The sequence below is a fragment of the Rhizobium sp. BK060 genome (assembly GCF_014193145.1).
Classification (GTDB): domain Bacteria; phylum Pseudomonadota; class Alphaproteobacteria; order Rhizobiales; family Rhizobiaceae; genus Rhizobium.
In genome coordinates, this window is the sequence record NZ_JACHYW010000044.1 from 1 (window position 1) to 26277 (window position 26277).

39 protein-coding genes and 2 pseudogenes are annotated in these 26277 nt (G+C 59.3%); 33 read left to right on the forward strand and 8 right to left on the reverse strand.

Translation table 11 applies throughout. The annotated features are described in order from the left end of the window. From FHT71_RS29640 to rplQ, 28 genes and pseudogenes are all read left to right on the forward strand, one after another. A pseudogene (locus tag FHT71_RS29640) lies at window positions 1-93 on the forward strand (elongation factor Tu); the annotation flags it as partial. Window positions 94-404: 311 nt separating this feature from the next. Then, the gene (gene rpsJ / locus FHT71_RS29645) at window positions 405-713 is read left to right on the forward strand and encodes a 30S ribosomal protein S10 (protein ID WP_003547547.1); all 309 of its coding nucleotides are present in this window, start codon (window positions 405-407) and stop codon (window positions 711-713) included. A gap of 34 nt (window positions 714-747) precedes the next feature. After that, window positions 748-1389 (forward strand): 50S ribosomal protein L3, encoded by a 642-nt coding sequence (gene rplC, locus FHT71_RS29650; RefSeq protein WP_007787744.1) that lies wholly within the window; start codon window positions 748-750, stop codon window positions 1387-1389. A gap of 13 nt (window positions 1390-1402) precedes the next feature. Continuing rightward, the gene (gene rplD, locus FHT71_RS29655) at window positions 1403-2023 is read left to right on the forward strand and encodes a 50S ribosomal protein L4 (RefSeq protein ID WP_007787743.1); all 621 of its coding nucleotides are present in this window, start codon (window positions 1403-1405) and stop codon (window positions 2021-2023) included. Continuing rightward, window positions 2020-2313 (forward strand): 50S ribosomal protein L23, encoded by a 294-nt coding sequence (locus tag FHT71_RS29660; RefSeq protein ID WP_007787742.1) that lies wholly within the window; start codon window positions 2020-2022, stop codon window positions 2311-2313. Before rplD ends, FHT71_RS29660 begins: the two co-directional genes overlap by 4 nt. An 11-nt stretch (window positions 2314-2324) precedes the next feature. Then, complete coding sequence (gene rplB / locus FHT71_RS29665) at window positions 2325-3161, forward strand: 50S ribosomal protein L2 (protein WP_007787741.1); 837 nt, start codon at window positions 2325-2327, stop codon at window positions 3159-3161. 15 nt (window positions 3162-3176) lie between these two features. Next, a complete protein-coding gene (gene rpsS / locus FHT71_RS29670; RefSeq protein WP_007531666.1) occupies window positions 3177-3455 on the forward strand; it encodes a 30S ribosomal protein S19 in 279 nt (92 codons plus the stop codon). A 2-nt stretch (window positions 3456-3457) separates the two neighbouring features. Further along, the gene (rplV, locus tag FHT71_RS29675; RefSeq protein ID WP_007787740.1) at window positions 3458-3847 is read left to right on the forward strand and encodes a 50S ribosomal protein L22; all 390 of its coding nucleotides are present in this window, start codon (window positions 3458-3460) and stop codon (window positions 3845-3847) included. Then, on the forward strand, window positions 3847-4566 hold the full coding sequence (gene rpsC / locus FHT71_RS29680) for a 30S ribosomal protein S3 (RefSeq protein ID WP_007531669.1): 720 nt from the start codon (window positions 3847-3849) through the stop codon (window positions 4564-4566). The genes rplV and rpsC overlap by 1 nt, the downstream gene beginning before the upstream one ends. A 36-nt stretch (window positions 4567-4602) precedes the next feature. After that, window positions 4603-5016, forward strand: a complete 414-nt coding sequence (gene rplP, locus FHT71_RS29685; RefSeq protein WP_003573792.1) for a 50S ribosomal protein L16 — start codon at window positions 4603-4605, stop codon at window positions 5014-5016. Between the two features lie 12 nt (window positions 5017-5028). Next, window positions 5029-5229 carry a 50S ribosomal protein L29 gene (gene rpmC, locus FHT71_RS29690; RefSeq protein ID WP_007531673.1) on the forward strand — a complete coding sequence of 67 codons (201 nt, stop codon included), beginning with the start codon at window positions 5029-5031 and terminating at the stop codon, window positions 5227-5229. Between the two features lie 11 nt (window positions 5230-5240). Then, complete coding sequence (gene rpsQ / locus FHT71_RS29695) at window positions 5241-5480, forward strand: 30S ribosomal protein S17 (protein WP_007787739.1); 240 nt, start codon at window positions 5241-5243, stop codon at window positions 5478-5480. A gap of 260 nt (window positions 5481-5740) precedes the next feature. Further along, the gene (gene rplN, locus FHT71_RS29700; RefSeq protein ID WP_007787738.1) at window positions 5741-6109 is read left to right on the forward strand and encodes a 50S ribosomal protein L14; all 369 of its coding nucleotides are present in this window, start codon (window positions 5741-5743) and stop codon (window positions 6107-6109) included. A gap of 12 nt (window positions 6110-6121) precedes the next feature. Beyond that, window positions 6122-6424, forward strand: coding sequence for a 50S ribosomal protein L24 (gene rplX, locus FHT71_RS29705; RefSeq protein ID WP_007787737.1), 303 nt, complete (start codon window positions 6122-6124; stop codon window positions 6422-6424). Continuing rightward, entirely contained in the window at window positions 6424-6981 is a 558-nt protein-coding gene (rplE, locus tag FHT71_RS29710; protein ID WP_007787736.1) for a 50S ribosomal protein L5, read from the forward strand. The genes rplX and rplE overlap by 1 nt, the downstream gene beginning before the upstream one ends. 32 nt (window positions 6982-7013) lie before the next feature. Continuing rightward, window positions 7014-7319: a 30S ribosomal protein S14 gene (gene rpsN / locus FHT71_RS29715; protein WP_003573787.1), complete on the forward strand. Its 306-nt coding sequence runs from the start codon at window positions 7014-7016 to the stop codon at window positions 7317-7319. 12 nt (window positions 7320-7331) lie between these two features. Next, complete coding sequence (gene rpsH, locus FHT71_RS29720) at window positions 7332-7730, forward strand: 30S ribosomal protein S8 (RefSeq protein WP_004674934.1); 399 nt, start codon at window positions 7332-7334, stop codon at window positions 7728-7730. A 42-nt stretch (window positions 7731-7772) separates the two neighbouring features. Beyond that, window positions 7773-8306 (forward strand): 50S ribosomal protein L6, encoded by a 534-nt coding sequence (rplF, locus tag FHT71_RS29725; RefSeq protein ID WP_007787735.1) that lies wholly within the window; start codon window positions 7773-7775, stop codon window positions 8304-8306. Window positions 8307-8318: 12 nt separating this feature from the next. Next, window positions 8319-8681 carry a 50S ribosomal protein L18 gene (rplR, locus tag FHT71_RS29730; protein WP_132592286.1) on the forward strand — a complete coding sequence of 121 codons (363 nt, stop codon included), beginning with the start codon at window positions 8319-8321 and terminating at the stop codon, window positions 8679-8681. 131 nt (window positions 8682-8812) lie between these two features. After that, a complete protein-coding gene (gene rpsE, locus FHT71_RS29735; protein ID WP_007531680.1) occupies window positions 8813-9382 on the forward strand; it encodes a 30S ribosomal protein S5 in 570 nt (189 codons plus the stop codon). Window positions 9383-9396: 14 nt separating this feature from the next. Beyond that, window positions 9397-9606, forward strand: coding sequence for a 50S ribosomal protein L30 (rpmD, locus tag FHT71_RS29740; protein ID WP_007531681.1), 210 nt, complete (start codon window positions 9397-9399; stop codon window positions 9604-9606). Window positions 9607-9621: 15 nt separating this feature from the next. After that, entirely contained in the window at window positions 9622-10095 is a 474-nt protein-coding gene (gene rplO, locus FHT71_RS29745; RefSeq protein WP_007787733.1) for a 50S ribosomal protein L15, read from the forward strand. 239 nt (window positions 10096-10334) lie between these two features. Further along, entirely contained in the window at window positions 10335-11675 is a 1341-nt protein-coding gene (gene secY / locus FHT71_RS29750) for a preprotein translocase subunit SecY (protein ID WP_007787732.1), read from the forward strand. After that, entirely contained in the window at window positions 11672-12322 is a 651-nt protein-coding gene (locus tag FHT71_RS29755) for an adenylate kinase (RefSeq protein ID WP_007787731.1), read from the forward strand. Before secY ends, FHT71_RS29755 begins: the two co-directional genes overlap by 4 nt. Window positions 12323-12542: 220 nt before the next feature. Next, window positions 12543-12911, forward strand: coding sequence for a 30S ribosomal protein S13 (gene rpsM, locus FHT71_RS29760; protein WP_024314765.1), 369 nt, complete (start codon window positions 12543-12545; stop codon window positions 12909-12911). 134 nt (window positions 12912-13045) lie between these two features. Beyond that, the gene (gene rpsK, locus FHT71_RS29765) at window positions 13046-13435 is read left to right on the forward strand and encodes a 30S ribosomal protein S11 (protein ID WP_003547577.1); all 390 of its coding nucleotides are present in this window, start codon (window positions 13046-13048) and stop codon (window positions 13433-13435) included. A 99-nt stretch (window positions 13436-13534) separates the two neighbouring features. Further along, entirely contained in the window at window positions 13535-14545 is a 1011-nt protein-coding gene (locus tag FHT71_RS29770) for a DNA-directed RNA polymerase subunit alpha (RefSeq protein ID WP_007787729.1), read from the forward strand. A 44-nt stretch (window positions 14546-14589) separates the two neighbouring features. Next, window positions 14590-15015 (forward strand): 50S ribosomal protein L17, encoded by a 426-nt coding sequence (gene rplQ, locus FHT71_RS29775; protein ID WP_007531696.1) that lies wholly within the window; start codon window positions 14590-14592, stop codon window positions 15013-15015. Window positions 15016-15079: 64 nt separating this feature from the next. Here rplQ and FHT71_RS29780 read toward each other — a convergent pair whose 3' ends face one another. Genes FHT71_RS29780 through msrP form a run of 3 tightly spaced genes read right to left on the reverse strand, consistent with a single transcriptional unit; the run spans window position 15080 to window position 17083 of the window. After that, window positions 15080-15427 carry a hypothetical protein gene (locus FHT71_RS29780; protein WP_132592288.1) on the reverse strand — a complete coding sequence of 116 codons (348 nt, stop codon included), beginning with the start codon at window positions 15425-15427 and terminating at the stop codon, window positions 15080-15082. A gap of 40 nt (window positions 15428-15467) precedes the next feature. Further along, window positions 15468-16136, reverse strand: coding sequence for a protein-methionine-sulfoxide reductase heme-binding subunit MsrQ (msrQ, locus tag FHT71_RS29785; protein ID WP_132592290.1), 669 nt, complete (start codon window positions 16134-16136; stop codon window positions 15468-15470). Continuing rightward, window positions 16136-17083: a protein-methionine-sulfoxide reductase catalytic subunit MsrP gene (gene msrP / locus FHT71_RS29790; RefSeq protein WP_183723112.1), complete on the reverse strand. Its 948-nt coding sequence runs from the start codon at window positions 17081-17083 to the stop codon at window positions 16136-16138. The genes msrQ and msrP overlap by 1 nt, the downstream gene beginning before the upstream one ends. Window positions 17084-17410: 327 nt before the next feature. Here msrP and ilvD point away from each other — a divergent pair, with 327 nt between their 5' ends. After that, the gene (gene ilvD, locus FHT71_RS29795) at window positions 17411-19249 is read left to right on the forward strand and encodes a dihydroxy-acid dehydratase (protein ID WP_007787725.1); all 1839 of its coding nucleotides are present in this window, start codon (window positions 17411-17413) and stop codon (window positions 19247-19249) included. 38 nt (window positions 19250-19287) lie between these two features. Here the strand turns inward: ilvD and FHT71_RS29800 are convergent, their stop codons facing one another. Continuing rightward, the gene (locus FHT71_RS29800; protein ID WP_007787724.1) at window positions 19288-19644 is read right to left on the reverse strand and encodes a lysozyme inhibitor LprI family protein; all 357 of its coding nucleotides are present in this window, start codon (window positions 19642-19644) and stop codon (window positions 19288-19290) included. A 311-nt stretch (window positions 19645-19955) separates the two neighbouring features. Between FHT71_RS29800 and FHT71_RS29805 the strand changes: the two genes are divergently transcribed. Together FHT71_RS29805 and FHT71_RS29810 are read left to right on the forward strand one after the other, a co-directional pair. Beyond that, complete coding sequence (locus tag FHT71_RS29805) at window positions 19956-21359, forward strand: DegQ family serine endoprotease (RefSeq protein ID WP_007787723.1); 1404 nt, start codon at window positions 19956-19958, stop codon at window positions 21357-21359. Then, window positions 21356-22672: a replication-associated recombination protein A gene (locus FHT71_RS29810; RefSeq protein WP_183723114.1), complete on the forward strand. Its 1317-nt coding sequence runs from the start codon at window positions 21356-21358 to the stop codon at window positions 22670-22672. Before FHT71_RS29805 ends, FHT71_RS29810 begins: the two co-directional genes overlap by 4 nt. Here FHT71_RS29810 and FHT71_RS29815 read toward each other — a convergent pair whose 3' ends face one another. The 4 genes and pseudogenes from FHT71_RS29815 to FHT71_RS29830 form a co-directional block, all read right to left on the reverse strand. Continuing rightward, complete coding sequence (locus tag FHT71_RS29815) at window positions 22673-22975, reverse strand: DUF1883 domain-containing protein (RefSeq protein ID WP_007787720.1); 303 nt, start codon at window positions 22973-22975, stop codon at window positions 22673-22675. Window positions 22976-23054: 79 nt separating this feature from the next. Continuing rightward, window positions 23055-23318 carry a hypothetical protein gene (locus FHT71_RS32040; RefSeq protein ID WP_081498991.1) on the reverse strand — a complete coding sequence of 88 codons (264 nt, stop codon included), beginning with the start codon at window positions 23316-23318 and terminating at the stop codon, window positions 23055-23057. A 111-nt stretch (window positions 23319-23429) separates the two neighbouring features. Further along, a pseudogene (locus FHT71_RS29825) lies at window positions 23430-24340 on the reverse strand (dihydrodipicolinate synthase family protein). A gap of 1 nt (window position 24341) precedes the next feature. Then, window positions 24342-24485: a hypothetical protein gene (locus FHT71_RS29830; RefSeq protein ID WP_165933143.1), complete on the reverse strand. Its 144-nt coding sequence runs from the start codon at window positions 24483-24485 to the stop codon at window positions 24342-24344. Between the two features lie 293 nt (window positions 24486-24778). Here FHT71_RS29830 and FHT71_RS29835 point away from each other — a divergent pair, with 293 nt between their 5' ends. Together FHT71_RS29835 and FHT71_RS29840 are read left to right on the forward strand one after the other, a co-directional pair. Beyond that, a complete protein-coding gene (locus FHT71_RS29835) occupies window positions 24779-25669 on the forward strand; it encodes an aminoglycoside phosphotransferase family protein (RefSeq protein ID WP_183723118.1) in 891 nt (296 codons plus the stop codon). 164 nt (window positions 25670-25833) lie between these two features. Then, the gene (locus tag FHT71_RS29840) at window positions 25834-26241 is read left to right on the forward strand and encodes a DoxX family protein (RefSeq protein WP_132592296.1); all 408 of its coding nucleotides are present in this window, start codon (window positions 25834-25836) and stop codon (window positions 26239-26241) included. Window positions 26242-26277 lie beyond the last annotated feature (36 nt).

The window sequence follows — 26277 nt, forward strand, 5'->3', positions numbered from 1 at the left end:
GTTCCGATCGCGATGGAAGAAAAGCTGCGCTTCGCTATCCGCGAAGGCGGCCGTACGGTCGGCGCAGGCATCGTTGCCTCCATCGTCGAGTAATCGAGAGCCGGCCACTTCGCCTGAGGCGGCCGATTCGATGACATTATTATGATGCAAGCGGCTCTAGCCGCTTGCTTATTACAGCAAAATGTTGCAAATGGCGCGCGAGCGCGATTTGCGCCCTGCTTCGCTCGTCGAAGCGGGTGACTACAGCAAACAATAAGGTGGGCTGGAAGGCCTGAAGACTGGATAGGGACACCGTAACCCGGCGCCTCTCTCGATCTTTGAAACCGGTGGTCCGCCTTAGGAATAAAAACAGCCCGTGCCTATCCGAAAGGCGCACGGGATAACAAACACAAGGATAACGTCGAATGAACGGCCAAAATATCCGCATTCGCCTGAAGGCGTTCGATCACCGCATTCTCGACGCTTCGACGCGCGAGATCGTGTCGACGGCGAAGCGCACCGGAGCTAGCGTCCGGGGCCCCGTTCCGCTTCCGACTCGCATCGAGAAGTTTACGGTCAACCGGTCCCCACACATCGACAAGAAGAGCCGCGAGCAGTTCGAGATGCGCACGCATAAGCGCCTTCTCGACATCGTTGACCCGACACCGCAGACGGTAGACGCGCTGATGAAGCTCGATCTCGCCGCTGGTGTCGATGTTGAGATCAAGCTCTGAGCCTAGCTCGAGCTGAGTTGGAAGGATTGAACCGATGCGTTCAGGTGTGATTGCACAGAAGGTCGGCATGACCCGCGTCTATAACGACGCCGGCGAACATGTTCCGGTAACAGTACTGCGTATGGAAGGCTGCCAGGTTGTAGCCCAGCGCACAGTGGAAAAGAACGGCTACGCCGCAGTTCAGCTCGGTGCTGGCACGGCGAAGGTCAAGAATACGTCGAAGGCGATGCGCGGTAACTTCGCTGTTGCCAACGTCGAGCCGAAGGCCAAGCTGGCGGAATTCCGCGTCACGGAAGACAACCTCCTCGAGGTTGGCACCGAGCTCAAGGCTGGTCACTTCGCAGCTGGTCAGCTCGTCGATGTGACGGGTACGACGATCGGTAAGGGCTTTGCGGGCGCCATGAAGCGTCACGGTTTCGGCGGTCTTCGCGCCACGCACGGTGTGTCTGTTTCGCACCGCTCGCATGGTTCGACGGGTTCACGCCAGGATCCGGGCAAGGTTTTCAAGAACAAGAAGATGGCTGGTCACATGGGCCAGACGCGCGTTACGACTCAGAACCTTGAAGTGGTTTCGACCGATGAAGATCGCGGTCTGATTCTGATCAAGGGTGCAGTACCCGGTTCCAAGGGTGCCTGGATCATTGTGCGCGACGCCGTCAAGTCGGCCGCGAAGTAAGGGAGCCAGACCAATGGAATTCAACGTCAAGACCCTCGAGGGAAAAGACGCAGGGAAGGTTTCTCTTTCTGACGCGATTTTCGGCCTTGAGCCCCGCGAAGACATTCTTGCCCGCGTGATCCGCTGGCAGCTTGCCAAGAAGCAGCAGGGCACGCACCAGGCAAAGGGCCGCGCGGACGTTTCGCGCACCGGCGCCAAGATGTACAAGCAGAAGGGTACGGGCCGCGCTCGTCACCATTCTGCTCGCGCTCCGCAGTTCCGCGGCGGTGGTAAGGCCCACGGCCCGGTCGCTCGCAGCCACGAACACGATCTTCCCAAGAAGGTTCGTGCTCTCGGTTTGCGGCACGCCCTCTCGGCCAAGCTGAAGTCCGATGATGTCATCATCATCGACAACCTGGTTGCTGCAGAAGCAAAGACCAAGGCACTGGCTTCCGTTTTCGAGACGCTCGGCCTGACCAACGCTCTCTTCATCGGTGGCGCTGAACTTGATGGCAACTTCAAGCTCGCAGCCAAGAACATCCCGAATATCGATGTTCTGCCGATCCAGGGCATCAACGTTTATGACATCGTGCGCCGCGGCAAGCTCGTGCTTTCCAAGGCTGCCGTTGAAGCTCTAGAGGAGCGTTTCAAGTGACCGATCTTCGCCACTATGATGTGATCGTCTCGCCGGCGATCACCGAAAAGTCCACTCTGGTATCGGAAAACAACCAGGTTGTTTTCAACGTCGCCAAGACGGCGTCGAAGCCGGAAATCAAGGCTGCAGTCGAGGCGCTCTTCGGCGTCAAGGTCACGGCCGTCAACACTCTGCTCCGCAAGGGCAAGACCAGGCGTTTTCGCGGTATTGCCGGCAAGCAGAAGGACGTGAAGAAGGCAATCGTGACTTTGGCTGAAGGCCAGACGATCGACGTCTCCACCGGTCTCTGAGGAATAAAAAAATGGCATTGAAAACATTCAATCCGACGACCCCGAGCCAGCGTCAGCTGGTCATCGTTGATCGCTCCTCGCTCTACAAGGGCAAGCCGGTCAAGGCGCTGACGGAAGGTCTGACCAAGAGCGGCGGTCGTAACAACCTCGGCCGCATCACCGCCCGCTTCATCGGCGGCGGTCACAAGCGCACTTATCGTCTGGTCGACTTCAAGCGTCGCAAGTTTGACGTCGAGGGCACCGTCGAGCGCATCGAATACGATCCGAACCGTACCGCGTTCATCGCGCTGGTGACCTATGCTGACGGCGAAAAGGCCTACATCATCGCTCCGCAGCGCCTTGCTGCCGGCGACAAGGTCATCGCTTCGGAGAAGGCTGTCGACGTGAAGCCCGGCAACACCATGCCGCTGCAGTTCATCCCGGTCGGCTCCATCATCCACAACGTGGAAATGAAGCCTGGCAAGGGTGGTCAGATCGCTCGCTCTGCTGGTTCCTATGCACAGCTCGTCGGCCGCGACCAGGGCATGGCGATCCTTCGCCTGAACTCTGGCGAGCAGCGCCTCGTGCACGGCACTTGCCTCGCTTCGATCGGTGCGGTTTCGAACCCTGATCACGCCAACATCAACGACGGCAAGGCCGGTCGTACGGTTTGGCGCGGCAAGCGTCCGCATAACCGCGGTGTTGTCATGAACCCGGTCGACCACCCGCACGGCGGTGGTGAGGGCCGTACCTCTGGTGGTCGTCACCCGGTTACTCCGTGGGGTAAGCCGACCAAGGGCAAGCGCACCCGGTCGAACAAGTCGACTGACAAGATGATCATGCGCTCGCGTCATCAGCGTAAGAAGTAAGAGAGGAAGTCTCCAATGGCTCGTTCAGTATGGAAAGGTCCGTTCGTTGACGGCTATCTTCTCAAGAAGGCTGAGAAGGTTCGTGAAGGCGGACGTGCAGAAGTAATCAAGATCTGGAGCCGTCGCTCCACGATCCTGCCGCAGTTCGTCGGTCTCACCTTCGGCGTCTACAACGGCAGCAAGCATGTTCCGGTCAGTGTCAATGAAGACATGGTCGGTCACAAATTCGGTGAATTCTCTCCGACCCGGACCTACTACGGTCACGGTGCGGACAAGAAGGCAAAGAGGAAGTAATCATGGGCAAGGCAAAAGCCGAACGCCGGCTGAAGGACAACGAGGCGCAAGCAGTCGCCCGTACGCTCCGCGTCAGCCCACAGAAGCTCAACCTCGTTGCTGCGGCTATCCGCGGCAAGAAGGTCGATCGTGCACTCGCTGAGCTGGAATTCTCCCGCAAGCGCATCGCAGGCGCCGTCAAGAAGACGCTCGAATCTGCGATCGCAAACGCCGAGAACAACCACGATCTCGACGTTGACACGCTGGTTGTCGCAGAAGCCTACGTAGGCAAGTCGATCGTCATGAAGCGTTTCCACGCTCGTGGCCGTGGCCGTGCATCTCGTGTCGAGAAGCCGTTCGCGCACCTCACGATCGTTGTCCGCGAAGTGCAGGCACAAGAGGAGGCCGCATAATGGGTCAGAAAATTAATCCAATCGGTTTCCGTCTTGGCATCAACCGTACCTGGGATAGCCGCTGGTTTGCGGACAATGCCGAGTACGGCCAGCTGCTGCACGAAGACCTGAAGATGCGCAAGTTCGTGATGAGCGAACTGAAGCAGGCCGGTATCGCCAAAGTGGTCATCGAGCGTCCGCACAAGAAGTGCCGCGTCACGATCCACTCGGCTCGTCCGGGACTGATCATCGGCAAAAAGGGCGCAGACATCGACAAGCTCCGCAAGAAGCTGTCGGAGATGACGAATTCCGAAACGCACCTCAACATCGTTGAAGTTCGCAAGCCGGAAGTCGACGCTACGCTCGTCGCACAGTCGATCGCTCAGCAGCTCGAGCGTCGTGTTGCTTTCCGTCGCGCTATGAAGCGTGCCGTTCAGTCTGCGATGCGTCTTGGCGCCGAAGGCATCAAGATCACCTGCGCAGGCCGTCTCGGCGGTGCTGAAATCGCGCGTACGGAGTGGTACCGCGAAGGTCGCGTTCCGCTGCACACGCTGCGCGCTGACATCGACTACGGTACGGCTGAAGCGGAGACCGCTTTTGGCATCTGCGGCATCAAGGTTTGGATCTTCAAGGGCGAAATCCTTGAGCACGATCCGATGGCCTCCGAGCGCCGCGCACTCGAGGGTGACGCTCAGGGTCCGGCAAGCCGTGATCGCGATCGTCGCCGCGACAACGCTTAATAGCGTTGGTGGCAGATAAGTTCGGAGAATAAGAAAATGTTGCAGCCAAAGCGTACCAAGTACCGCAAGCAATTTAAGGGCCGCATCAAGGGCGTCGCCAAGGGTGGTTCAGACCTGGCCTTCGGCGAATTCGGCCTTAAGGCTCAAGAGCCGAACCGCGTGAATGCGCGCGAGATCGAAGCGGCCCGCCGCGCGATCACGCGTTACATGAAGCGCGCCGGCCGTGTATGGATCCGCGTGTTCCCGGATGTTCCGGTAACCGCAAAGCCGACCGAAGTCCGTATGGGTAAGGGTAAGGGCTCTGTTGAATATTGGGCATGCAAGGTCAAGCCAGGCCGTATGATGTTCGAAATCGACGGTGTCAGCGAAGAAATTGCTCGCGAAGCGCTTCGCCTCGGCTCTGCCAAGCTCTCGGTCAAGACGCGCTTCGTTCAGCGCATTGCAGAGTAAGGAGCAAGGCAGATGAAAGCCGAAGAAGTACGCGGCCTCACGGCCGACCAGCTCAAGGACAAGCTCGCCGACCTGAAGAAGGAGCAGTTCAACCTGCGCTTCCAGAAGGCAACCGGTCAGCTGGAAAAGTCCTCGCGCATCAACGAAGTTCGCAAGGACATCGCCCGCGTGAAAACCATTGCCCGCCAAAAGGCGGCAGAAGCAAAGGCGTAAAGGAAAAGATCATGCCGAAGCGCATTCTGCAGGGCGTTGTCGTTGGCGACAAGAACGAGAAGACTGTCGTAGTTCGCGTTGAGCGTCGTTTCGCTCACCCGCTGCTCCAGAAGACCGTTCGTCGTTCCAAGAAGTACAAGGCTCACGACGAAAACAACCAGTACAAGATCGGCGATACCGTATCCATCGAGGAATGCGCGCCGATCTCGAAGGATAAGCGCTGGACGGTCGTTTCCGCCCAGGCCAAGTAAGATTTTTGCGCGAGGCCTTGCGTCTCGCGGAAATATCTGTATGAAGCAGCGTCAGAACGCTCGTTCGTCGGGCGTTCTTTTGCTTTGAGCGCACGGAAGGTCCCGTTGGGAAACCACCCTGGCACGATCGATCCCGCGCTATTCAAGCTATGCCGTGTTTTCGCCTGCTCTCGTAGCAAGCGGCCGGCTGACAATTTTCATAAGCCGGGGAAGGGGGCTCGTAGCCCAACCATTCCGGTAAACCAAGAAGGCGACCTGATATGATTCAGATGCAAACAAACCTCGACGTGGCGGATAATTCCGGCGCACGTCGTGTCATGTGCATCAAGGTGCTGGGCGGCTCGAAGCGCAAGTATGCCGGGATCGGCGACGTTATCGTCGTTTCGATCAAGGAGGCGATCCCGCGTGGCCGCGTGAAGAAGGGTGACGTGATGAAGGCGGTGGTCGTTCGTACCGCCAAGGAAATCCGTCGCGTTGATGGCAGCATCATCCGCTTCGACACGAATGCAGCAGTCCTCATCGACAACAAGAAAGAGCCGATCGGCACCCGTATCTTCGGACCGGTTCCGCGCGAACTTCGCGCCAAGAACCACATGAAGATCATCTCGCTGGCTCCCGAAGTACTGTAAGGAGCGCGAACGATGCAAAAGATTCGTAAGGGCGACAAGGTCGTCATGCTCGCAGGCAAGGACAAGGGCCGTACCGGCGAAGTCCTTCAGGTTCTGCCCAAGGAAGATCGCGCCGTTGTTCGTGGCGTCAATGTCGTAAAGCGCCACCAGCGCCAGACGCAGACCCAGGAAGCCGGCATCATCACCAAGGAAGCCTCGGTTCATTTGTCCAACGTTGCAATCATCGACAAGGACGGCAAGCCGACCCGTGTTGGTTTCAAGGTTGTTGACGGCAAGAAGGTCCGTGTGGCCAAGCGTTCCGGTGAGGTGATCTGATGGCTGAGGCAAAGTACGAGCCGCGGCTCAAGAAGGAATACGTCGAGCGCATTCGTGCGGCTATGCAGGAGAAGTTCTCCTACGCCAACGAGATGATGATCCCGAAGCTCGACAAGATCGTCATCAACATGGGTGTTGGCGAAGCGACGGCTGATTCGAAGAAGCCAACTGTTGCTGCAGCTGACCTGGCCGCTATCGCTGGTCAGAAGCCGGTCATCACCCGTGCACGCAACTCCATCGCTGGCTTTAAGGTCCGCGAACAGATGCCGATCGGCGCAAAGGTCACCCTGCGCGGCGCTCGCATGTACGAGTTCCTGGACCGTCTCGTGAACATCGCGCTTCCGCGCGTTCGCGACTTCCGCGGCCTGAACCCGAAAAGCTTTGACGGCCGTGGCAACTTCGCCATGGGCATCAAGGAGCACATTGTGTTCCCTGAGATCAACTACGACAAGGTTGATCAGATGTGGGGCATGGACATCATCGTTTGCACGACGGCAACGAAGGACGACGAAGCACGGGCTCTGCTGACAGAGTTCAACTTCCCGTTCCGTCAGTAACCGTAACGACGAGCGTAGAAAAGGAACCGCACATGGCGAAGACAAGCGCAGTTGAAAAGAACAAGCGCCGCCGTACTACGGTCGCCAACCAGGCTGCCAAGCGCGCAGCTCTAAAGGCGATCATCATGAACCAGGCTCTTCCGATCGAAGAGCGGTTCAAGGCCTCGATCAAGCTGGCATCCCTGCCGCGCGATGGATCCAAGACCCGCATTCGCAACCGTTGCGAAGTATCGGGCCGTCCGCGCGCATACTACCGCAAACTGCGCATGTCGCGTATCGCGCTGCGTGAACTCGGCAATCTCGGCAAGGTGCCGGGTATCGTCAAGTCGAGCTGGTAAGGAGCAGGTTAGATGACAATGACTGATCCGTTGGGCGATATGCTCACTCGCATCCGCAACGGCGCTTCTCGCCGCAAGTCGTCGGTCTCGACGCCTGCTTCGAAGCTCCGTGCACGCGTTCTCGATGTTCTGCAGTCCGAAGGCTACATCCGTGGCTATTCCGTTGTCGATTTCGGCAATGGCAAGTCGGAGCTCAACATCGAACTCAAGTACTATGAAGGCGCATCGGTGATCCGTGAGATCGGCCGTGTGTCCAAGCCGGGCCGCCGGGTTTATGTCTCGGTCAAGTCCATTCCGCAGGTCGCGAACGGCCTCGGCATCACCATCCTTTCGACCCCGAAGGGCGTGATGGCCGATCACCAGGCTCGCGAACAGAACGTTGGTGGCGAGGTTCTTTGCTCGGTCTTCTAAGACTGGGCAAGGATCTCCATGGCGAACAGACAGGATTGAAACATGTCTCGTATCGGTAAGAAGCCCGTTCAGGTACCTGCTGGGATCACGGCTACGGTCGATGGCCAGAAGGTTACCGCTAAGGGCCCGAAGGGCGAGCTGTTCTTCGTCGCAAACGACGAAGTCGGCGTAAAGCTCGAAAACAATGCGGTTGTCGTAACGCCGCTCACCCAGACGAAGGATGCTCGTGCAAAGTGGGGCATGTCCCGCACGATGATCGAGAACATCTTCAAGGGCGTTAAGGATGGCTACGAGCGCAAGCTCGAAATCAACGGCGTTGGTTACCGCGCGTCTCTGCAGGGCAAGAACCTGCAGCTGGCGCTCGGCTTCAGCCATGACGTTGTTTATGAGCCGCCGCAGGGCATCTCGATCGCTGTGCCGAAGCCGACGGAAATCGTCGTTTCCGGCATCAACAAGCAGCAGGTCGGCCAGGTTGCCGCTGAAATCCGCGAATACCGCGGTCCTGAGCCTTACAAGGGCAAGGGTGTCAAGTATGCCGAAGAGCGGATCGTCCGCAAAGAAGGCAAGAAGAAGTAAGGATCACGCGAAATGGCTAGCAGGAAAGAAGCACTTGCACGTCGTGCCAACCGCGTGCGTCGTCACCTCAAGTCGGTGGCCAATGGCCGTCCGCGCCTGTCGGTTCATCGCTCGTCGAAGAACATCTATGCTCAGATCATTGACGATGTCGCCGGTAAGACGCTCGCGTCTGCCTCGACCCTCGACAAGAATCTGCGCGGTTCTCTGAAGACCGGTGCTGACACGGCAGCAGCTGCCCTCGTAGGCAAGCTCGTTGCTGAGCGCGCCTCGAAGGCCGGCGTCAAGGACGTCGTATTCGACCGCGGCGCCTTCATCTACCACGGCCGCATCAAGGCCCTGGCAGAAGCAGCCCGCGAAGGCGGTCTGTCCTTCTAATAAAGTTTCCGGCCGGCAGCCTAAAGGCACCGGCCGGATATCACCGGACCGCAGGCGTCCCGAAAGGGGAGGCCGATGCGGTCCTCGTTTTGTTTGCCGATTGCACCCGGAAAAGAAAAAGGAAGAGGACAATGGCACAGGAAAGAAGGCCGCAGCGGGAAGACCGCCAGGCCCGCGAAGAGCGCGATAGCGAATTCGTCGACAAGCTGGTCGCGATCAACCGCGTTGCTAAGGTTGTTAAGGGTGGCCGCCGTTTCGGTTTCGCCGCTCTCGTCGTCGTTGGTGACCAGAAGGGCCGCGTTGGCTTCGGTCACGGCAAGGCACGCGAAGTGCCGGAAGCAATCCGCAAGGCGACTGAAGCTGCCAAGCGCGAACTGATCTTCGTACCGCTGCGTGACGGCCGTACGCTGCATCATGACGTTCATGGCCGCCATGGCGCCGGCAAGGTTCTGCTTCGTTCGGCCAAGGTCGGTACCGGTATCATTGCCGGCGGTCCGATGCGCGCCGTTTTCGAAACGCTCGGCGTTCACGACGTTGTCGCCAAGTCGACCGGTTCCTCGAACCCATACAACATGGTTCGCGCTACCTTCGACGCTCTAAAGCACCAGGTTCACCCGAAGGACATCGCAGCTCAGCGCGGCATCAAGTATGCAACGCTCCAGGCTCGCCGTGCCGCTTCTGGCAATGCCTCTGAAGAATAAGAGGAGTCTGACAGATGGCTAAGGCTACCAAGAAGACTGAAGCGAAGACGGTTACTGTCGAACAGATCGGCAGCCCCATTCGTCGTCCGGACGTCCAGCAACGCACGCTGATCGGCCTCGGACTCAACAAGATGCACCGTCGCCGCACGCTGGAAGATACCCCTTCCGTTCGTGGCATGATCCGTGCTGTCCAGCATCTCGTTCGCGTCGTCGACGAGAAGTAAGCCGGGAGATTCGCTATGAAACTCAATGAAATCAAAGACAACGAAGGTTCGACCCACAGCCGCAAGCGCCTCGGCCGCGGTATTGGTTCGGGCTCGGGTAAGACCGGTGGTCGCGGTGTGAAGGGTCAGAAGTCCCGTTCCGGCGTCGCCATCAACGGTTTTGAAGGCGGTCAGATGCCAATCTACCGTCGCCTGCCGAAGCGCGGCTTCAACAACATCTTCAAGGCCGACTTCGTCGTCGTGTCGCTTGAGCGTGTTCAGGCTGCCATCGATGCCGGCAAGCTCGACGCCAAGGCAACTGTCGACGCAGCAGCTCTCAAGGCTGCCGGCGTGATCCGTCGCGTCAAGGACGGTGTTCGCGTTCTCGCCGACGGCGAGCTGAAGGCAAAGGTCAAGTTCGAAGTTGCTGGCGCTTCCAAGCCGGCAATCGAAAAGATCGAAAAGGCTGGCGGTTCCGTCACGCTTCTTTCTGCCGCAGCTGCAGAATAATTAATCTTATGATAAGTCGCCCGGGGTGCTTCACACCGGGCGATTTTGCTCCCATATGTGAGCCTCACAAAAACCGGCTGGACGCACGTGCGTCATAAACGGTAGGAACGAACACAAGGGTGAGGCATAGGTTGCGTCCGCAATCCGTCCGAAGCCCGCTTTTGAATAATTCAGAATGCTGATTCCGGGTCCTGCACCTCGCTTGGCTTGAGCCCGAAATTGGTAGCGCGGAGAATCGCATGGCGTCTGCAGCGGAACAGTTGGCTTCCAACCTCAATTTCTCGACCTTCGCCAAAGCCGAGGATCTCAAGAAGCGCCTGTGGTTCACACTGGCAGCTCTCCTCGTGTACCGGCTCGGTACCCACATTCCGCTCCCGGGCCTTAATCCAGAAGCTTATGCCCAGGCCTTCCGCGGCCAGGCTGGCGGCATTCTCGGCCTTTTCAACATGTTCTCGGGCGGCGCCGTACAGCGCATGGCAATCTTTGCGCTCGGCATCATGCCTTACATTTCCGCTTCGATCATTGTGCAGCTGATGACTTCGGTCGTCCCGGCGCTTGAGAACCTGAAGAAGGAAGGCGAGCAGGGCCGCAAGATCATCAACCAGTACACGCGCTACGGCACGGTGCTTCTTGGAGCGCTTCAGGCCTACGGCATCGCCGTCGGTCTTGAGAGCGGCAACGGGCTCGTTGTCGATCCCGGCATCTTCTTCCGCGTTTCCACGGTTGTTACGCTGCTTGGCGGCACGATGTTCCTGATGTGGCTCGGCGAACAGATCACGTCGCGCGGCATTGGTAACGGCATTTCTCTGATCATCTTCGCAGGTATCGCAGCCGGCCTTCCGCAGGCTCTCGCCGGCACCCTCGAGCTCGGCCGGACCGGCGCCCTGTCGACGACGCTGATTCTCGCGGTTATCGTCATTGCGATTGCCATCATCGGCATCATCGTTTTCGTTGAGCGTGCGCAGCGCCGCCTCCTGATCCAGTATCCGAAGCGTCAGGTGGGCAATCGAATGTTCCAGGGTGACACTTCGCACCTGCCGCTGAAGCTCAACACCTCGGGTGTTATCCCGGCGATCTTCGCGTCTTCGCTGCTGTTGCTGCCGGCGACGCTCGCCGGCTTCGCGAACACCACATCCTTGCCGGCATGGGCAACCGCGGTTGTGGCAGCGCTCGGCCATGGCCAGCCGCTCTACATGCTGCTCTACGGTATGCTGATCGCTTTCTTCGCCTTCTTCTACACGGCTATCGTCTTCAATCCGAAGGACACCGCCGACAATCTGAAGAAGCATGGCGGCTTCATTCCCGGTATCCGTCCGGGCGAGCGGACTGCAGAATATATCGACTATGTGCTGACCCGCATTACGGTGATTGGCGCGATCTACCTCGTTTTCGTGTGCATTCTGCCTGAAATTCTTGTGTCGCAAACGGGCATTCCGTTGTCCCTGGGTGGCACTTCGCTCTTGATCGTGGTTAGCGTAACTCTCGATACGGTGGCACAGATTCAGGGTCATCTGATCGCACAGCAGTACGAAGGCTTGATCAAGAAATCGAAGTTGCGCGGAGGAAAGAGGGGGCGATGAGACTCATACTGTTAGGGCCGCCGGGCGCGGGTAAGGGGACCCAGGCTCAGCGGATCGTGGAGAAGTACGGAATTCCGCAACTTTCCACGGGTGACATGCTTCGTGCTGCCGTTGCGGCTGGCACGGAGGTAGGCAGGCGGGCAAAGGCCGTCATGGACGCCGGCAAGCTTGTCTCCGATGAGATCGTCAATGCCATCGTCTCCGAGCGTCTGGATGCCCCGGATTGCGCCAGGGGGTTTATCCTCGACGGTTTTCCACGCACGCTGGTTCAGGCCGACGCGACGGAGACCATGCTGAAGAGCAAGGGCCTCGAGCTCTCGACCGTGATCGAGATTCAGGTGGACGACAACGTCCTCGCGGACCGTGTCTCGGGGCGCTACACCTGCGCGAACTGCGGTGCAGGCTACCATGACACCAACGTCAAGCCGAAGGAAGAAGGTGTCTGTGACCGTTGCGGCTCGACTCACTTCAAGCGCCGGCCTGACGACAATCGGGAGACGGTCGTCACGCGCCTACAGGCTTACTACAAGGAAACATCTCCGCTGATCGGCTACTACTATGCCAAAGGCAAGCTGAAGTCGGTTGATGGCATGGCGGACATCGATCACGTCACCGGCGAGATCGATAAGATACTTTCGAAGCTTTAGTCTTTGAAAATAAACTTGGCGGAAGCGGTTGCTTTTCAGCACTGATTCCGCTAAACACCGCGCCAACTCGCGACATTTATGCGATCGGCGCGGATTTCCAAAGGAAGTCCGGGTTCGGTCGTTTTGACATGTACGAACCCAAATTTGAACGAGCGGCCGGTTCGGTCGCATAACGAAAAGCCTCTTGCCGGATGGCAACGGGAACGCAAGGAGAATAGGCGTGGCACGTATCGCTGGCGTCAACATCCCGACTGCGAAGCGCGTCGTTATCGCGCTGACCTATATTCACGGGATCGGTTCAAAATTCGCGCAGGAAATCATGGAAAAGGTTGGCCTTCCGGCTGACAAGCGCGTCCATCAGCTGACGGACTCCGAAGTCCTGCAGATCCGCGAAACCATCGACCGTGATTATCAGGTCGAAGGTGACCTGCGTCGCGAAACCTCGATGAACATCAAGCGTCTGATGGACCTCGGTTGCTACCGTGGCCTGCGTCATCGTCGTGGCCTTCCGGTCCGCGGTCAGCGCACGCACACCAATGCTCGTACTCGCAAGGGTCCGGCAAAGGCCATCGCTGGTAAGAAGAAGTAATTTCCGGGAATCCGGAGGTGAGGGGGCTGGCGGTCTGCGCCGGCCTCTTTTGAGTTTGGGGCAGGGCCGTAAGGTCTCGTTCCGGTGTAGCCGCTGGCATTACGGCGGTGCAGAGATCCAAGAAAGGGATTTAAATGGCCAAGGAAGCCGTCCGCGTTCGTCGTCGCGAACGTAAGAACATCTCGTCGGGTGTTGCCCACGTCAATTCGACTTTCAACAACACGATGATCACCATTACCGACGCACAGGGCAACGCGATTGCCTGGTCGTCGGCTGGCGCCAAGGGCTTCAAGGGCTCGCGCAAGTCGACCCCGTTCGCTGCTCAGATTGCTGCTGAAGACTGCGCCAAGAAGGCCCAGGAACATGGCATGAAGTCGCTGGAAGTCGAAGTTTGCGGTCCGGGTTCGGGTCGTGAATCCGCTTTGCGCGCGCTCCAGGCTGCTGGTTTCATGATCACGTCCATCCGCGACGTGACGCCGATCCCGCACAATGGTTGCCGCCCGCGCAAGAAGCGCCGCGTCTGATCATCGCCATTCACAACACCGGTGAGCGGATTTTCGCTCCGGTGCTTCTCAAGCTCGGTTGCCACGATTGGATGGTGGCAACGAACGGAAGGCAAAAATATGATTCAGAAAAACTGGCAGGAATTGATCAAGCCGAACAAGGTCGAGTTCTCTTCGAGCTCGCGCACCAAGGCGACGCTCGTAGCTGAGCCACTGGAGCGCGGTTTCGGCCTCACCCTCGGCAACGCGCTCCGCCGCGTTCTGCTGTCCTCGCTGCGCGGTGCTGCAGTGACGGCCGTGCAGATCGATGGCGTGCTGCATGAGTTCTCGTCGATCCCGGGCGTCCGCGAAGACGTTACGGACATCGTCCTCAACATCAAGGAAATCGCCATCAAGATGGATGGCGATGACGCTAAGCGCATGGTCGTGCGTAAGCAGGGCCCGGGCGTTGTAACGGCTGGCGACATCCAGACGGTCGGCGACATTGAGATCCTCAATCCCGAGCATGTGATCTGCACGCTCGACGAGGGCGCCGAAATCCGCATGGAATTCACCGTCAACAACGGCAAGGGCTACGTTCCGGCCGATCGCAATCGTGCGGAAGATGCTCCGATCGGTCTCATCCCGGTCGACAGCCTTTATTCGCCGGTCAAGAAGGTGTCCTACAAGGTGGAAAACACCCGTGAAGGACAGGTTCTCGACTACGACAAGCTGAATATGACGATCGAAACCGATGGTTCGATCTCTGGCGAAGATGCCGTCGCTTTCGCGGCTCGCATCCTCCAGGATCAGCTTGGCGTGTTCGTCAACTTCGACGAGCCGCAGAAGGAAACCGAAGAGGAAGCAGTCACCGAACTCGCTTTCAACCCGGCACTCCTCAAGAAGGTAGACGAACTCGAACTGTCTGTTCGCTCGGCAAACTGCCTGAAGAACGACAACATCGTCTACATCGGCGACCTCATTCAGAAGACCGAAGCAGAAATGCTCCGCACGCCGAATTTTGGTCGCAAGTCGCTGAACGAAATCAAGGAAGTTCTCGCTTCCATGGGCCTGCACCTCGGCATGGAAGTGCCGGCATGGCCTCCTGAGAACATCGAAGATCTCGCCAAGCGTTACGAAGACCAGTACTAACATTCAAACGGCAGGCGGATGCCTGCAAGTGAAGGAGAATAGCCATGCGCCACGGTAAAGCCGGCCGCAAGCTGAATAGAACCGCTAGCCACCGCAAGGCAATGTTTGCCAACATGGCGGCTTCGCTCATCACCCATGAGCAGATCGTGACCACCCTGCCGAAGGCAAAGGAAATCCGTCCGATCGTTGAAAAGCTCGTCACCCTCGGCAAGCGCGGCGACCTGCACGCTCGTCGTCAGGCGATCTCGCAGATCCGCGACGCCGCTGTCGTTTCAAAGCTCTTCGACACGATCGCTTCGCGCTACGCAACCCGCAACGGCGGCTACCTGCGTATCATGAAGGCTGGCTTCCGCCAGGGCGACAACGCTGCTCTCGCTGTCATCGAATTCGTTGACCGCGACACCTACGCCAAGGGCGCAGCCGACAAGGCTCGCGTTGAAGCCGAAGCCGCTGCAGCTGAAGCCGCTTAATCCTTTCCGGTTCGCCGGAAGCAAAACAGCCGGGCGGCCAAGCCCGGCTGTTTTCGTTTAGGGATCAGCCTTTCGGCTCGCCACGCTTCGGCCGTTCGCATTGCTTGTTGAAATGGATCAGACGGGCAGGTGGCGGCTCCGCGATGATAGCGATCTCACCGACACTTCGCAGCGCTGCTCTAAAGCGTGCTGTGTTCCGTCTCCCCCATACGCCAAGGAAATACTGGCCGGTGTCCTCCTGCTTGAAGACGACCGCTCCCCTGAACGCCGCACTGAACCCGCCTTCACCAACTGGGCCTCCGCCTCCATAGACGGAAATGACCTCTTTAAGCTGTGCTGCTGCAGCAAAGGTTTCGTCTAACGCTGAAAAATTCGGGTCGCGGTAGAGATGGACTGGGCAGGGTGTTTCCATCCGCACATGGTGGCGGATTTTGCCACCGATAGCAATTCGGTCAGCCGGGCTGCTGGCGCACGGCCGCCTGCTGTGCCGGCCGTCCGCGCCCATTCTTGGCCTTCCTGCTGCGCGCGATGGGCCGGTAGGAGCGGTAGAGGATCAAGAGGATCAGCAGGCTGATATAGACGGATTGCTCGAGGCCGAGAACTTTCGTCGATAGCGCAAAGTGCACAGCACCAGCGGCAGCGACGATATAGACGAGGCGGTGCAGCCGCACCCAGTTCGGCCCGAGCCGGCGGATTGAGAAGTTATTGGAAGTCAGCGCAAGCGGGATGAGCAGCGCGAACCCGGCCATGCCGAACATGATGAAAGGCCGCTTCACGACGTCATCGACGACGGCTTGAATGATCAATGCCTGATCGAGCACCATGTAGACCGTGAAATGCATCAGGGCATAGTAAAAGGTCAGAAGGCCGAGCGCTCGGCGATAGCGAAGATAATTCCAGCCGAAGAGATCGCGGGCAGGGGAGACGGCCAGCGTCAGAATGAGGAAGCGGATCGTCCAGAGGCCGAGGAACAGCTCGAAGGTCTTTACGGGGTCGGCGCCGAGCTGATCCGTGGCGCCGAGATAAAAGGTCCAAGCAGCGGGCAGCAGCCCGATGGCATAGAGAGCCCAAACGGAGGCCGACTGCCAGCGCTTCGGGAGACTGAACGAGAGGGCCGTCATCAGAAATTCTTCCGGAGATCCATGCCGCTGTAGAGGCTGGCCACCTCGTCGGCATAGCCGTTGAACGGCAGGGTGGGATGGCGGCTGGCGCCGAAGAAGCCGCTTTCGCCGATGCGCCGTTCCGTCGCCTGGCTCCAGCGCGGGTGATCGACCTCCGGATTGACATTGGCGTAGAAGCCGTATTCCTGCGGATTGGTGACCTGCCACGTGTTCTTCGGCTCCTGGTCGGTCAGAGTGATCCGCACAATCGACTTGATGCCCTTGAAGCCATATTTCCAGGGCACGACCAGCCGGATCGGCGCACCGTTCTGGTTCGGCAAGGTTTCGCCATAGAGACCGACGGCAAGCAGCGTCAGTGGATGGCGCGCTTCGTCGAGCCGAAGGCCTTCGACATAGGGCCAGTCGAGCGATTGGAAGATGCCTTTCTGCCCCGGCATCTGGTCCGGCCGTACCACCGTTTCGAAGGCGACGTACTTGGCGCTGCCAAGTGGCTCCACCTTGTTGAGGAGGGAGGCAAGCGGGAAGCCGTCCCATGGAATGACCATCGACCACGCCTCGACACAGCGCATGCGGTAGGTGCGGTTTTCGATCGGGAATTGCTTCATCAGCGCCTCGACATCGAACGTGCCGGGCTTGTTGACCATACCGTCGACCTTGATCGTCCAGGGGAGCGGCTTGAAATCGCCGGAGAGTGCGGCAGGATCGCCCTTATCCAGACCGAATTCGTAGAAATTATTGTAAGTGGTGACATCCTTCAGCGGCGTCGTCTTCTCGTCGACTGTGTATTTGCCTTCAATGACCGACAGTGCCGCGGCGCTGGCTTTGCTGGCTCCGTACAGCGCCATGGCGCCTAGCGTCGCGGCGCCGAGGAATTCGCGGCGCCTGAGATAGAGCTGTTGCGGCGTGATCTCCGAAGATGCGATCTTGGGGGGACGATAGGCTGGCATCGGAAACCTCCTGAGCATTGGAGCTTGGCATGAACCTTCAACGCATCAAGTGCGTCCTTGGATCATTGTTTATGCCCACCGGCACGGCTGCGGAAAGCCAACTTTTTGTGTACGCTGTTTGATGGAATAGTTTGTAACAAAATGACCGCGGCGACCGTATATGGTCGATGCGCCCGGCGGCGCAGGCGTACCGGTTTTGGGCTTCCCGGTAGTGACAGTACAGGTCGTTTGGATTAGGACAATTCCAAAAAGCAGCAATAGCCCGGCCGCACAATCCCGTTGCCGCCCCGCATCGCTAACGATTTCCGACGCGTGAGGAATACACCAATGCCAGCTTATCGTTCCAGAACCACGACCCATGGCCGCAACATGGCGGGTGCGCGCGGCCTTTGGCGCGCCACGGGCATGAAGGATTCGGACTTCGGCAAGCCGATCATTGCGGTGGTGAATTCCTTCACCCAGTTCGTGCCCGGCCACGTCCACCTCAAGGACCTCGGCCAGCTCGTCGCCCGCGAAATCGAAGCCGCCGGTGGCGTCGCCAAGGAGTTCAACACCATTGCCGTCGACGACGGTATCGCCATGGGCCATGACGGCATGCTCTATTCGCTGCCGTCTCGCGAACTGATCGCCGACAGCGTTGAATACATGGTCAATGCCCATTGCGCCGACGCAATGGTCTGCATCTCGAACTGCGACAAGATCACCCCCGGCATGCTGATGGCCTCGCTCCGCCTCAACATCCCCACGGTTTTCGTTTCCGGCGGCCCGATGGAAGCCGGCAAGGTTGTCCTGCACGGCAAGACCCACGCGCTCGATCTCGTCGACGCTATGGTCGCGGCCGCCGATGACAAGATCAGCGACGAAGACGTCAAGGTGATCGAGCGGTCTGCCTGTCCGACCTGTGGCTCTTGCTCGGGTATGTTCACCGCCAATTCCATGAACTGCCTGACGGAAGCGCTTGGCCTGTCGCTGCCCGGCAACGGCTCGACGCTCGCAACGCATGCCGACCGCAAGCGCCTGTTCGTCGAGGCTGGTCACCTGATCGTCGATCTCGCCCGCCGCTACTACGAGCAGGACGACGTCAAGGCTCTGCCGCGCACGATTGCCTCCAAACAGGCCTTCGAGAACGCGATGGCGCTCGATATCGCCATGGGCGGCTCGACGAATACGGTTCTGCACATCCTGGCGGCCGCGCACGAAGGCGAGATCGATTTCACGATGGCCGACATCGACGCGCTGTCGCGCCGCGTTCCTTGCCTCTCCAAGGTCGCGCCGGCAAAGAACGACGTCCACATGGAAGACGTTCACCGTGCCGGCGGCATCATGTCGATTCTGGGCGAACTGGATAAGGGTGGCCTGCTCAACCGCGAGTGCCCGACGGTCCATGCCGAAACGCTCGGCGACGCGATCGACCGCTGGGACATCACCCGCACCAACAGCGAGACCGTCCGCAAGTTCTATCGTGCAGCACCCGGCGGCGTCCCGACCCAGGTTGCCTTCAGCCAGGAGGCACGCTGGGACGAACTCGACATGGACCGTGAAAAGGGCGTTATCCGTTCTGTGGAACATCCGTTCTCGAAGGATGGCGGCCTTGCGGTTCTCAAGGGTAACCTCGCGCTAGACGGCTGCATCGTGAAGACGGCGGGTGTCGACGAATCGATCCTGAAGTTCTCCGGTCCGGCCAAGGTTTACGAAAGCCAGGACGCGGCGGTGAAGGCCATCCTCTCGAACGAAGTTGTCGCCGGCGATGTCGTCGTTATCCGCTACGAAGGCCCGAAGGGCGGTCCCGGCATGCAGGAAATGCTCTATCCGACGAGCTACCTGAAGTCGAAGGGTCTCGGCAAGGCCTGCGCGCTGATCACCGACGGACGCTTCTCTGGCGGCACCTCCGGCCTTTCCATCGGTCACGTCTCGCCGGAAGCCGCAAACGGCGGCACGATCGGCCTGGTTCGCGAGGGCGACACGATCGACATCGACATCCCGAACCGCATCATCAGCCTGCGCGTCGATGACAAGGAGCTGGCGAACCGCCGCGCCGAGCAGGAGGAGAGGGGCTGGCATCCGGCTGAACATCGCAAGCGCAACGTCACGACCGCGCTGAAGGCCTATGCGGCCTTCGCAACCAGCGCCGACCGCGGCGCGGTGCGCGACCTAGGCAGCCGCTAAGTCTCCGTATCAAAAGCGAATGTAAAATGGACCGGTCGCTAAAGCGGCCGGTTTATTTTTTTGTAGGTTTCGTCCAGCTGTTTCAGGCGCTCGTCATAGGCGGCCTTGATGCAGGCAGCGTCTGCGGCGCATTCCTGGCGCTTTTTCAGCCAGGCCGTTTGCTCATCCTGCAAGGTGCCGCGCGAGCCCATGGCCATCAGCCCGGACAGCAGATCGAAGGTCGTCACCATCTTCACATCGGCGTCGTTCAGTGCGCGGTTCTCGCAGATCACCTTTTCGTCCGGCTTCAACTCTTTGGCCTCGCAGTCGAAGCTCGCGGCATGGGAAGCGCTGGCTAGGCCCGTGCAAAGGATAAATGTCGCGAAAGGGAGAAGTGTGCCGCGGAAACGTCCCATGCATGAGTTCCTGTCCATTGGCTTTGGATCTGCGATGGGTAGATGATGCACACCATGGCTTCGGCAAGAACGGAGCCATCCGAGAAGGGCTGGTCGTAAGCTGCCATCCGTAGAGTCAGGATGTCTCCCATGGGTGACTATGATCTTCCTTTGCCCTTAGATATCAGTCGCATGGAACTCCTTCCTGAATCAGTTTGAGAGGCGTGATCAGCAGTTCGTGAGCTGCCTTACTCTTCCATGCTTCCGCCCTCTTTCCTTTCTAGCGTCCGGCGCTAAAACGTGTTCACAAGAGAATTTCAGAAGGACTCCCCATGCATGACCTGTTGAAGCGCGCCGCCCTGCCTCTCATGGCTTTAGTGCTCGCGCTGCCGGTTTCCGCTAACGCTCAGACGGCCAAGACTGTGCCGCAGAGCCAGATGGAAATGCAGCTTTCCTTTGCGCCGCTGGTCAAACAAACGTCCGGCGCCGTCGTAAACGTCTATGCGGAGAAGACGGTCCGCAGGCAGTCTCCCTTTGCCGGCGATCCCTTCTTCGAGGAGTTCTTCGGTCAGCAGATGCCGAACCGTAGCGAGAAGCAATCGTCGTTGGGATCCGGCGTCATCGTTGAAGCGAACGGAACGATCGTCACCAACAATCACGTCGTGGAAGGCGCCGATGATATCAAGGTTGCACTCTCCGACGGGCGGGAATTTCCGTGCAAGGTCGTCTTGAGGGATGACCGTGTCGATCTCGCGGTTCTCAAGGTCGATACGAAGGAAAGTTTCCCGACACTTCCGCTCGGCAATTCCGATGCCGTCGAAGTCGGCGATCTCGTGCTGGCGATCGGCAATCCCTTCGGTGTTGGCCAAACGGTCACGAGCGGCATCGTCTCGGCGCTGGCACGCAATCAGGTCGTCAAGAACGAGTTCGGTTTCTTCATCCAGACCGACGCGTCGATCAACCCCGGCAATTCCGGCGGTGCGCTGATGAACATGAAGGGCGAGTTGATCGGCATCAACACGGCGATCTTTTCGCGCGGCGGCGGCTCGAACGGCATCGGCTTTGCAATCCCGGCCAATCTGGTCAAGGTGTTCCTTGCCTCGGCCGATGCCGGCGTAAAATCCTTCGAGCGCCCTTATGTCGGCGCCACGTTCGATGCGGTGACATCCGAGGTTGCCGAAGCGCTCGGGCTTAACAAGGCGCGGGGCGCTCTCGTCGTCAAGGTGACCGATGGCAGCCCGGCCGCAAAAGCCGGATTGAAGGCAGGTCAAATCGTGACCGCCGTCGATGGCATTGCGGTCGAGCACCCGGATGCGCTTCTCTATCGCGTGACAACGGCAGGGCTTGGCAAATCGGTCCAATTGACCGTGCTTGAGAACGGCCACGAGCAGCAGATCCCGCTGGCGCTCGCCAGAGCGCCCGAGACGGCACCACGCGATCAACGCACGATTGGAGGCCGCACGCCCTTTACCGGCGCCGTGGTCGAAAACCTGTCGCCTCGCGTCGCCGATGAGCTTCGTATGCCGTCCGAATCCACCGGCGTCGTTGTTTCCGAGGTGAAAGAGGATTCCCTTGCCGCTCGCCTCGGCTTTGAGCCGAAGGACATCATCATTTCGATTAACGGCACGGAAGTGAAAAACACGAAGGAGCTTGCCGGGATCGCCGACGAGGATCCGAGCTTCTGGCGCGTCGAGATCGAGCGCGACGGCCAACGCATTAGACAGTTCTTCCGATGAGTGACGATCTATTTGCACCGCGTATTCCCGAGGAGGTCGCCAATCGGCGGCCTCTTGCCGATCGCCTGCGGCCACGCACGCTTTCGGAAGTGACCGGTCAGGAGCATCTGACCGGCGAGGATGGCGTATTGCGGCGCATGATCGAGAGCGGTTCGCTCGGCTCAATGATTTTCTGGGGGCCGCCCGGGACCGGCAAGACGACCGTTGCCCGATTGCTGTCGGGCGAAGCTGGCCTGGCATTCGAGCAGATCTCGGCCATCTTTTCCGGTGTGGCGGATCTCAAGAAGGTATTCGAAGCTGCGCGCCTGCGGCGGATGGACGGCCGGCAGACGTTGCTTTTTGTCGACGAAATCCATCGGTTCAATAGGGCACAGCAGGATAGCTTCCTCCCTGTCATGGAAGACGGCACCGTCATCCTTGTCGGCGCCACTACGGAGAACCCGTCGTTCGAACTCAACGCGGCTTTGCTGTCGCGTGCACGCGTGCTGACCTTCAAGTCACACGACGATGAAAGCCTCGAGGAGTTGCTGAAGCGTGCCGAAGCGGCGGAGGGCAAAGCGCTGCCGCTGACGGACGATGCGCGTGCAAGTCTGTTGCGAATGGCGGACGGTGACGGACGCGCCGTGCTGACACTTGCGGAGGAAGTATGGCGTGCTGCGCGCGAGAAAGAGACCTTCGACACGGAAGGCCTGACGCGCATTGTGCAGCGCCGCGCTCCCGTCTATGACAAGGCCCAGGACGGGCATTACAATCTCATCTCCGCACTGCATAAATCCGTTCGCGGTTCCGATCCCGATGCCGCGCTTTACTATCTCGCCCGCATGTTCGACGCCGGCGAGGATCCGCTCTATCTCGGTCGGCGGCTGGTTCGTATGGCTGTCGAAGACATAGGCCTCGCCGATCCGCAGGCGCTGGTAATCTGCAATGCCGCGAAGGATGCCTATGACTACCTCGGTTCGCCTGAGGGCGAACTGGCGCTGGCACAGGCCTGCGTCTATCTGGCTACCGCACCGAAGTCGAACGCCGTCTACACAGCCTTCAAGGCCGCGACGATGGCCGCCAAGCAGAATGGCTCTCTGCTGCCGCCGAAGCACATCTTGAATGCGCCGACGAAGCTGATGAAGGGTGAGGGCTACGGCGAGGGCTATCGCTATGATCATGACGAGCTGGATGCCTTTTCCGGCCAGGACTATTTCCCGGAAAAGATGGGCCGGCAGACCTTCTACGATCCGCCGGAGCGTGGTTTCGAGCGGGATATCCGCAAGCGTCTTGAATGGTGGGCGAAGCTCAGGAAAGAGCGCAACCAGCGTTGATCAGGATGCGCGCATCTGCCCTGCAGGGGCGACGAGCTTGACGGCTGATTCCGCAAGACCGTGATGGCCTTCCATATCTACGACGAGATGCCAGTGGCCGCTCTCGGGAATGGAAAGACGGATGGGAGATTTCCGCGCGACGCCGCCGACATATTTGAAGTCGAGGACTTCAGTAAAGCGCTGATAGTTCGGCGACGTCATCAGACGTACATTCGCGACCGCGTTCAATGTCACCTCGATGATCGTCCCGGCGCGCTGCTCGTTGAGATCGTAGTGGGTAAAACGAAAATTCGGTTTCGGCATCGGTCTTCGGCGTGGCTGGTCTCGTGCCCGTACCATAGGCGCATTCCAGTTAAGGAAGCGTTCGCCATTGGCGGCGACGTCAGTGGATTTCGCTATCGCTCCGGTCGAGCGCGCCGAACTGCAGGACGATGCCATCGGCGGCGCGGCAAATCTGCTCGGGATGATGGTCACACTCGTCGGCTGCGAAATGGCGTGCGGCGTACTCACTGATGAATACGCCTCCGACAAGCCCCCTTTGATCCTGCACCACCCAGCGACCATTTCGATCCTGACCGATGATAAAGCGTGCTGAACTCCGGCGTTGGAGGGGTTCGATTGCGGAAGCAGATTGAAGAGAGGGCATCGATTTTCCTTTCGAATTGTCTTCTGCCCTAACAGGGCAGTGCCACACGCATGAAATTAATGGCGCTCGCATGCGTCTTCCATTGGTTCGAGCTCGAGAAATATAAAAATATCATATGGATAAAGCTACATCGCGGGCGTCGGAGGCGCGCGCCAGCGCTTGCGATACCGACAGCTTTTCATCGGCATCGAGAGCCAGAAGCGGCAGACGGACCTCCGGATCGGTCTGCAGCAGAGTCTGCAAGGCGTGTTTGATCGCTGCGGGGTCGCTCTCGGCACCCAAGGCCGCTGTCAACGCAGCGAGCCGATCCTCGAGCAAGCGCGCAGCCGAGAGGTTGCCGCCGCGGGCCGCTTGTTGCAGCGATGCATACAAACGCGGGCACACGTTCGCACCGGCCGAGATGATCCCGCTGCCACCACTGTTCAGAAACGAGAGGGCCGTTGCGTCGCAATCGGAAAGAAGCAAGAGGCGCTGACGCCAGTCCGGCTGCAAGGCGCGTGCAGCGGCGCTGCCGTCGGCAAGGAGCAGGCCGACGACTGATGGGATATGGGCGAGCGCAGCAAGCGTCGGCGAGGTCATATCGATTGCCGTGCGCAGCGGGTTGCTTTCCACGATCAGGGGAAAGGTCGTTGCTGCCGCAAGCTGAGTAAAGTGGCCAACAATCCCCTCTTGTCCCGGCTTCGAATAGTAGGGCAGTGTCACAAGGGCCGCGCTTGCTCCCAGTTCTTCAGCGTCGCGCGTCAAGGCGATCGTGCTTGCCGTCGCATTCGTGCCGGTTGCGGCATCACGGGAACACGCCCGCCGGCGACGCGGACGCAGGTAAGGATAACTGCGGCGCGCTCGCTTCTGGTGAGCGTCGATCCTTCCCCGGTCAGTGTGCAGACAGCAAGTCCGTCAACGCCACCGTGGATCTGTCGCTCTGCAAGTCGTTCCAGCGCGGAAAGGTCGAGCGCTCCGTCACGAAACGGCGTAACAAGCGCCGTCGTTGTGGCGCCGAGGCGCAATACTTTGTTTGCTGGCATGTCAAAGGCCGCCTAGGATGACGTAGAGTTCGACTGCGGCAAGCATGACGCCGAACAGGATCAGCGCCTGGGCCGTACGTCGCTCGCGCATCTGTCGTTTCGGTGCAGGGCGGCGCGGGCGGGTGATCGGGGCATTGCGTAGCATGAAGTCTCGCATAGCTTTCAACCTTCGCATTTCACGGGAAGGCTAACGCCGTTCACGGTAGGAATTCCATTCGTGGGCAAGTGCGCAGATATAGAAATCGCATAAAGGAGCGACCCGCCGAAGGCATTCACTCCGGAGAAAATTTCTGAAATTGCAGATGGTTATTGGAAAATCCCGAATTATCTTCTTAGGAACTTGATTCAAAGTCCGCAGGGCCGAAGGCAAACCCAGGGTTGATCTCGTCGCCGAAACGCGAACAATATATCCCCTTATCCGGGAGGAATGTCAGGACAATGGATGGCCCAGTTATCGATGCCGCACTCGTGCGGCGGCTGATTGCCACGCAATTTCCCGAGTGGGCGGCTCTGCCGATCAGGCCCGTTGAGTTCGGCGGATGGGACAACAGGACATTCCACCTCGGCGCCGGGATGACGGTTCGGCTGCCGAGCGCTGCTCGCTATGCCGATCAGGTCGCCAAGGAGCACCGGTGGCTGCCGATCCTTGCACAGCAACTGCCTCTGCCGATACCCGTGCCTCTGGCGATGGGAAGGCCGGACGAGACCTATCCCTGGCCCTGGTCCATCTACGAGTGGCGTGACGGTGAGACGGCGCTGGTGGAACGCATCGACGATCTCAGCGAGTTCGCCACCACGCTGGCTGGCTTCCTCGATGCCCTGCAGGCATCCGACGCCACGGGAGGACCTCCGCCCGGCTCGCACAACTTCTTTCGCGGCGGATCGCTGGATGTGTATGACGCGCAAACGCGCCAGGCGCTTGTGCTGCTGGATGGCCGGATCGACACGCAACTGGCAAAGGAGGTTTGGGAAGCCGCGCTTTCAACATCTTGGCAAAGTGCGCCTGTCTGGTTCCATGGCGACGTGGCCTATGGCAACCTTCTGGTAAAGAACGGTCGGCTCGATGCCGTCATCGATTTCGGAACGTCGGGCGTTGGCGACCCTGCCTGCGATCTCGCGATCGCCTGGCACCTGTTCGAGGGGCGAAGCCGTGAGGTCTTTCGCAATGCACGCCCTCTGGATGCGGGGACGTGGGCGCGCGGCCGCGGATGGACGTTATGGAAGGCCCTGATAGTCGTCGCCGACATGGCCGGCGCAAATCCCGTAGACGTCGAGAAGTCGTGGCAGGTTGTCGATGATGTGCTGGCCGATCACCTGGCTTGGACCTGATGCGCCTCACGATCGTTCAGTTGAAAGAATGGCGGCCGCTTGTCGGGAGGGAACATCTTGCGGCGTCCTTTGGGGGAAAGCTGACGGCATCGGCAAGTGCAGATGCAGGAAGCCGGAAATCTGGACAATGATGCTGAACGGCTTTGGGCCGAGGGAGAGATGACATGAGCAAGACAATTGCAATTCTGCTGGCGCGACTGATCTTCGCAGCCGTGTTCGCGATAGCCATGAGCTTCAAGTTCATGGATATGCAGTCCACGGCAAGCTATATCGCCGCGGCAGGCTTTCCCTTCCCACTCTTTCTGGCGTGGGTAGCGGCTTTCTTCGAGCTTGGCTTGACGCTGGCATTCCTGACAGGAGCCTTCTTCTCGGAAGCCTCGGTTCTGGCCGGAATCTACGTGGTCTTTCTGGCTTTCGCGTTCCATGGCCCAAGCCACTGGAGCGGCAATCAAGCCGAGTTCGGATTCTTTATCGATCACTTCACCTTCCTTGCCGGCTTGCTTTTTGCCGCCGTGCACGGTCCAGGAGACACGCTGGTCGTGAAGGCGCGCTCGCCCCTGATGGCTCGCTAGGTGCGGATGCTCCTATCCGGAGGCCGGCGGTGTCGC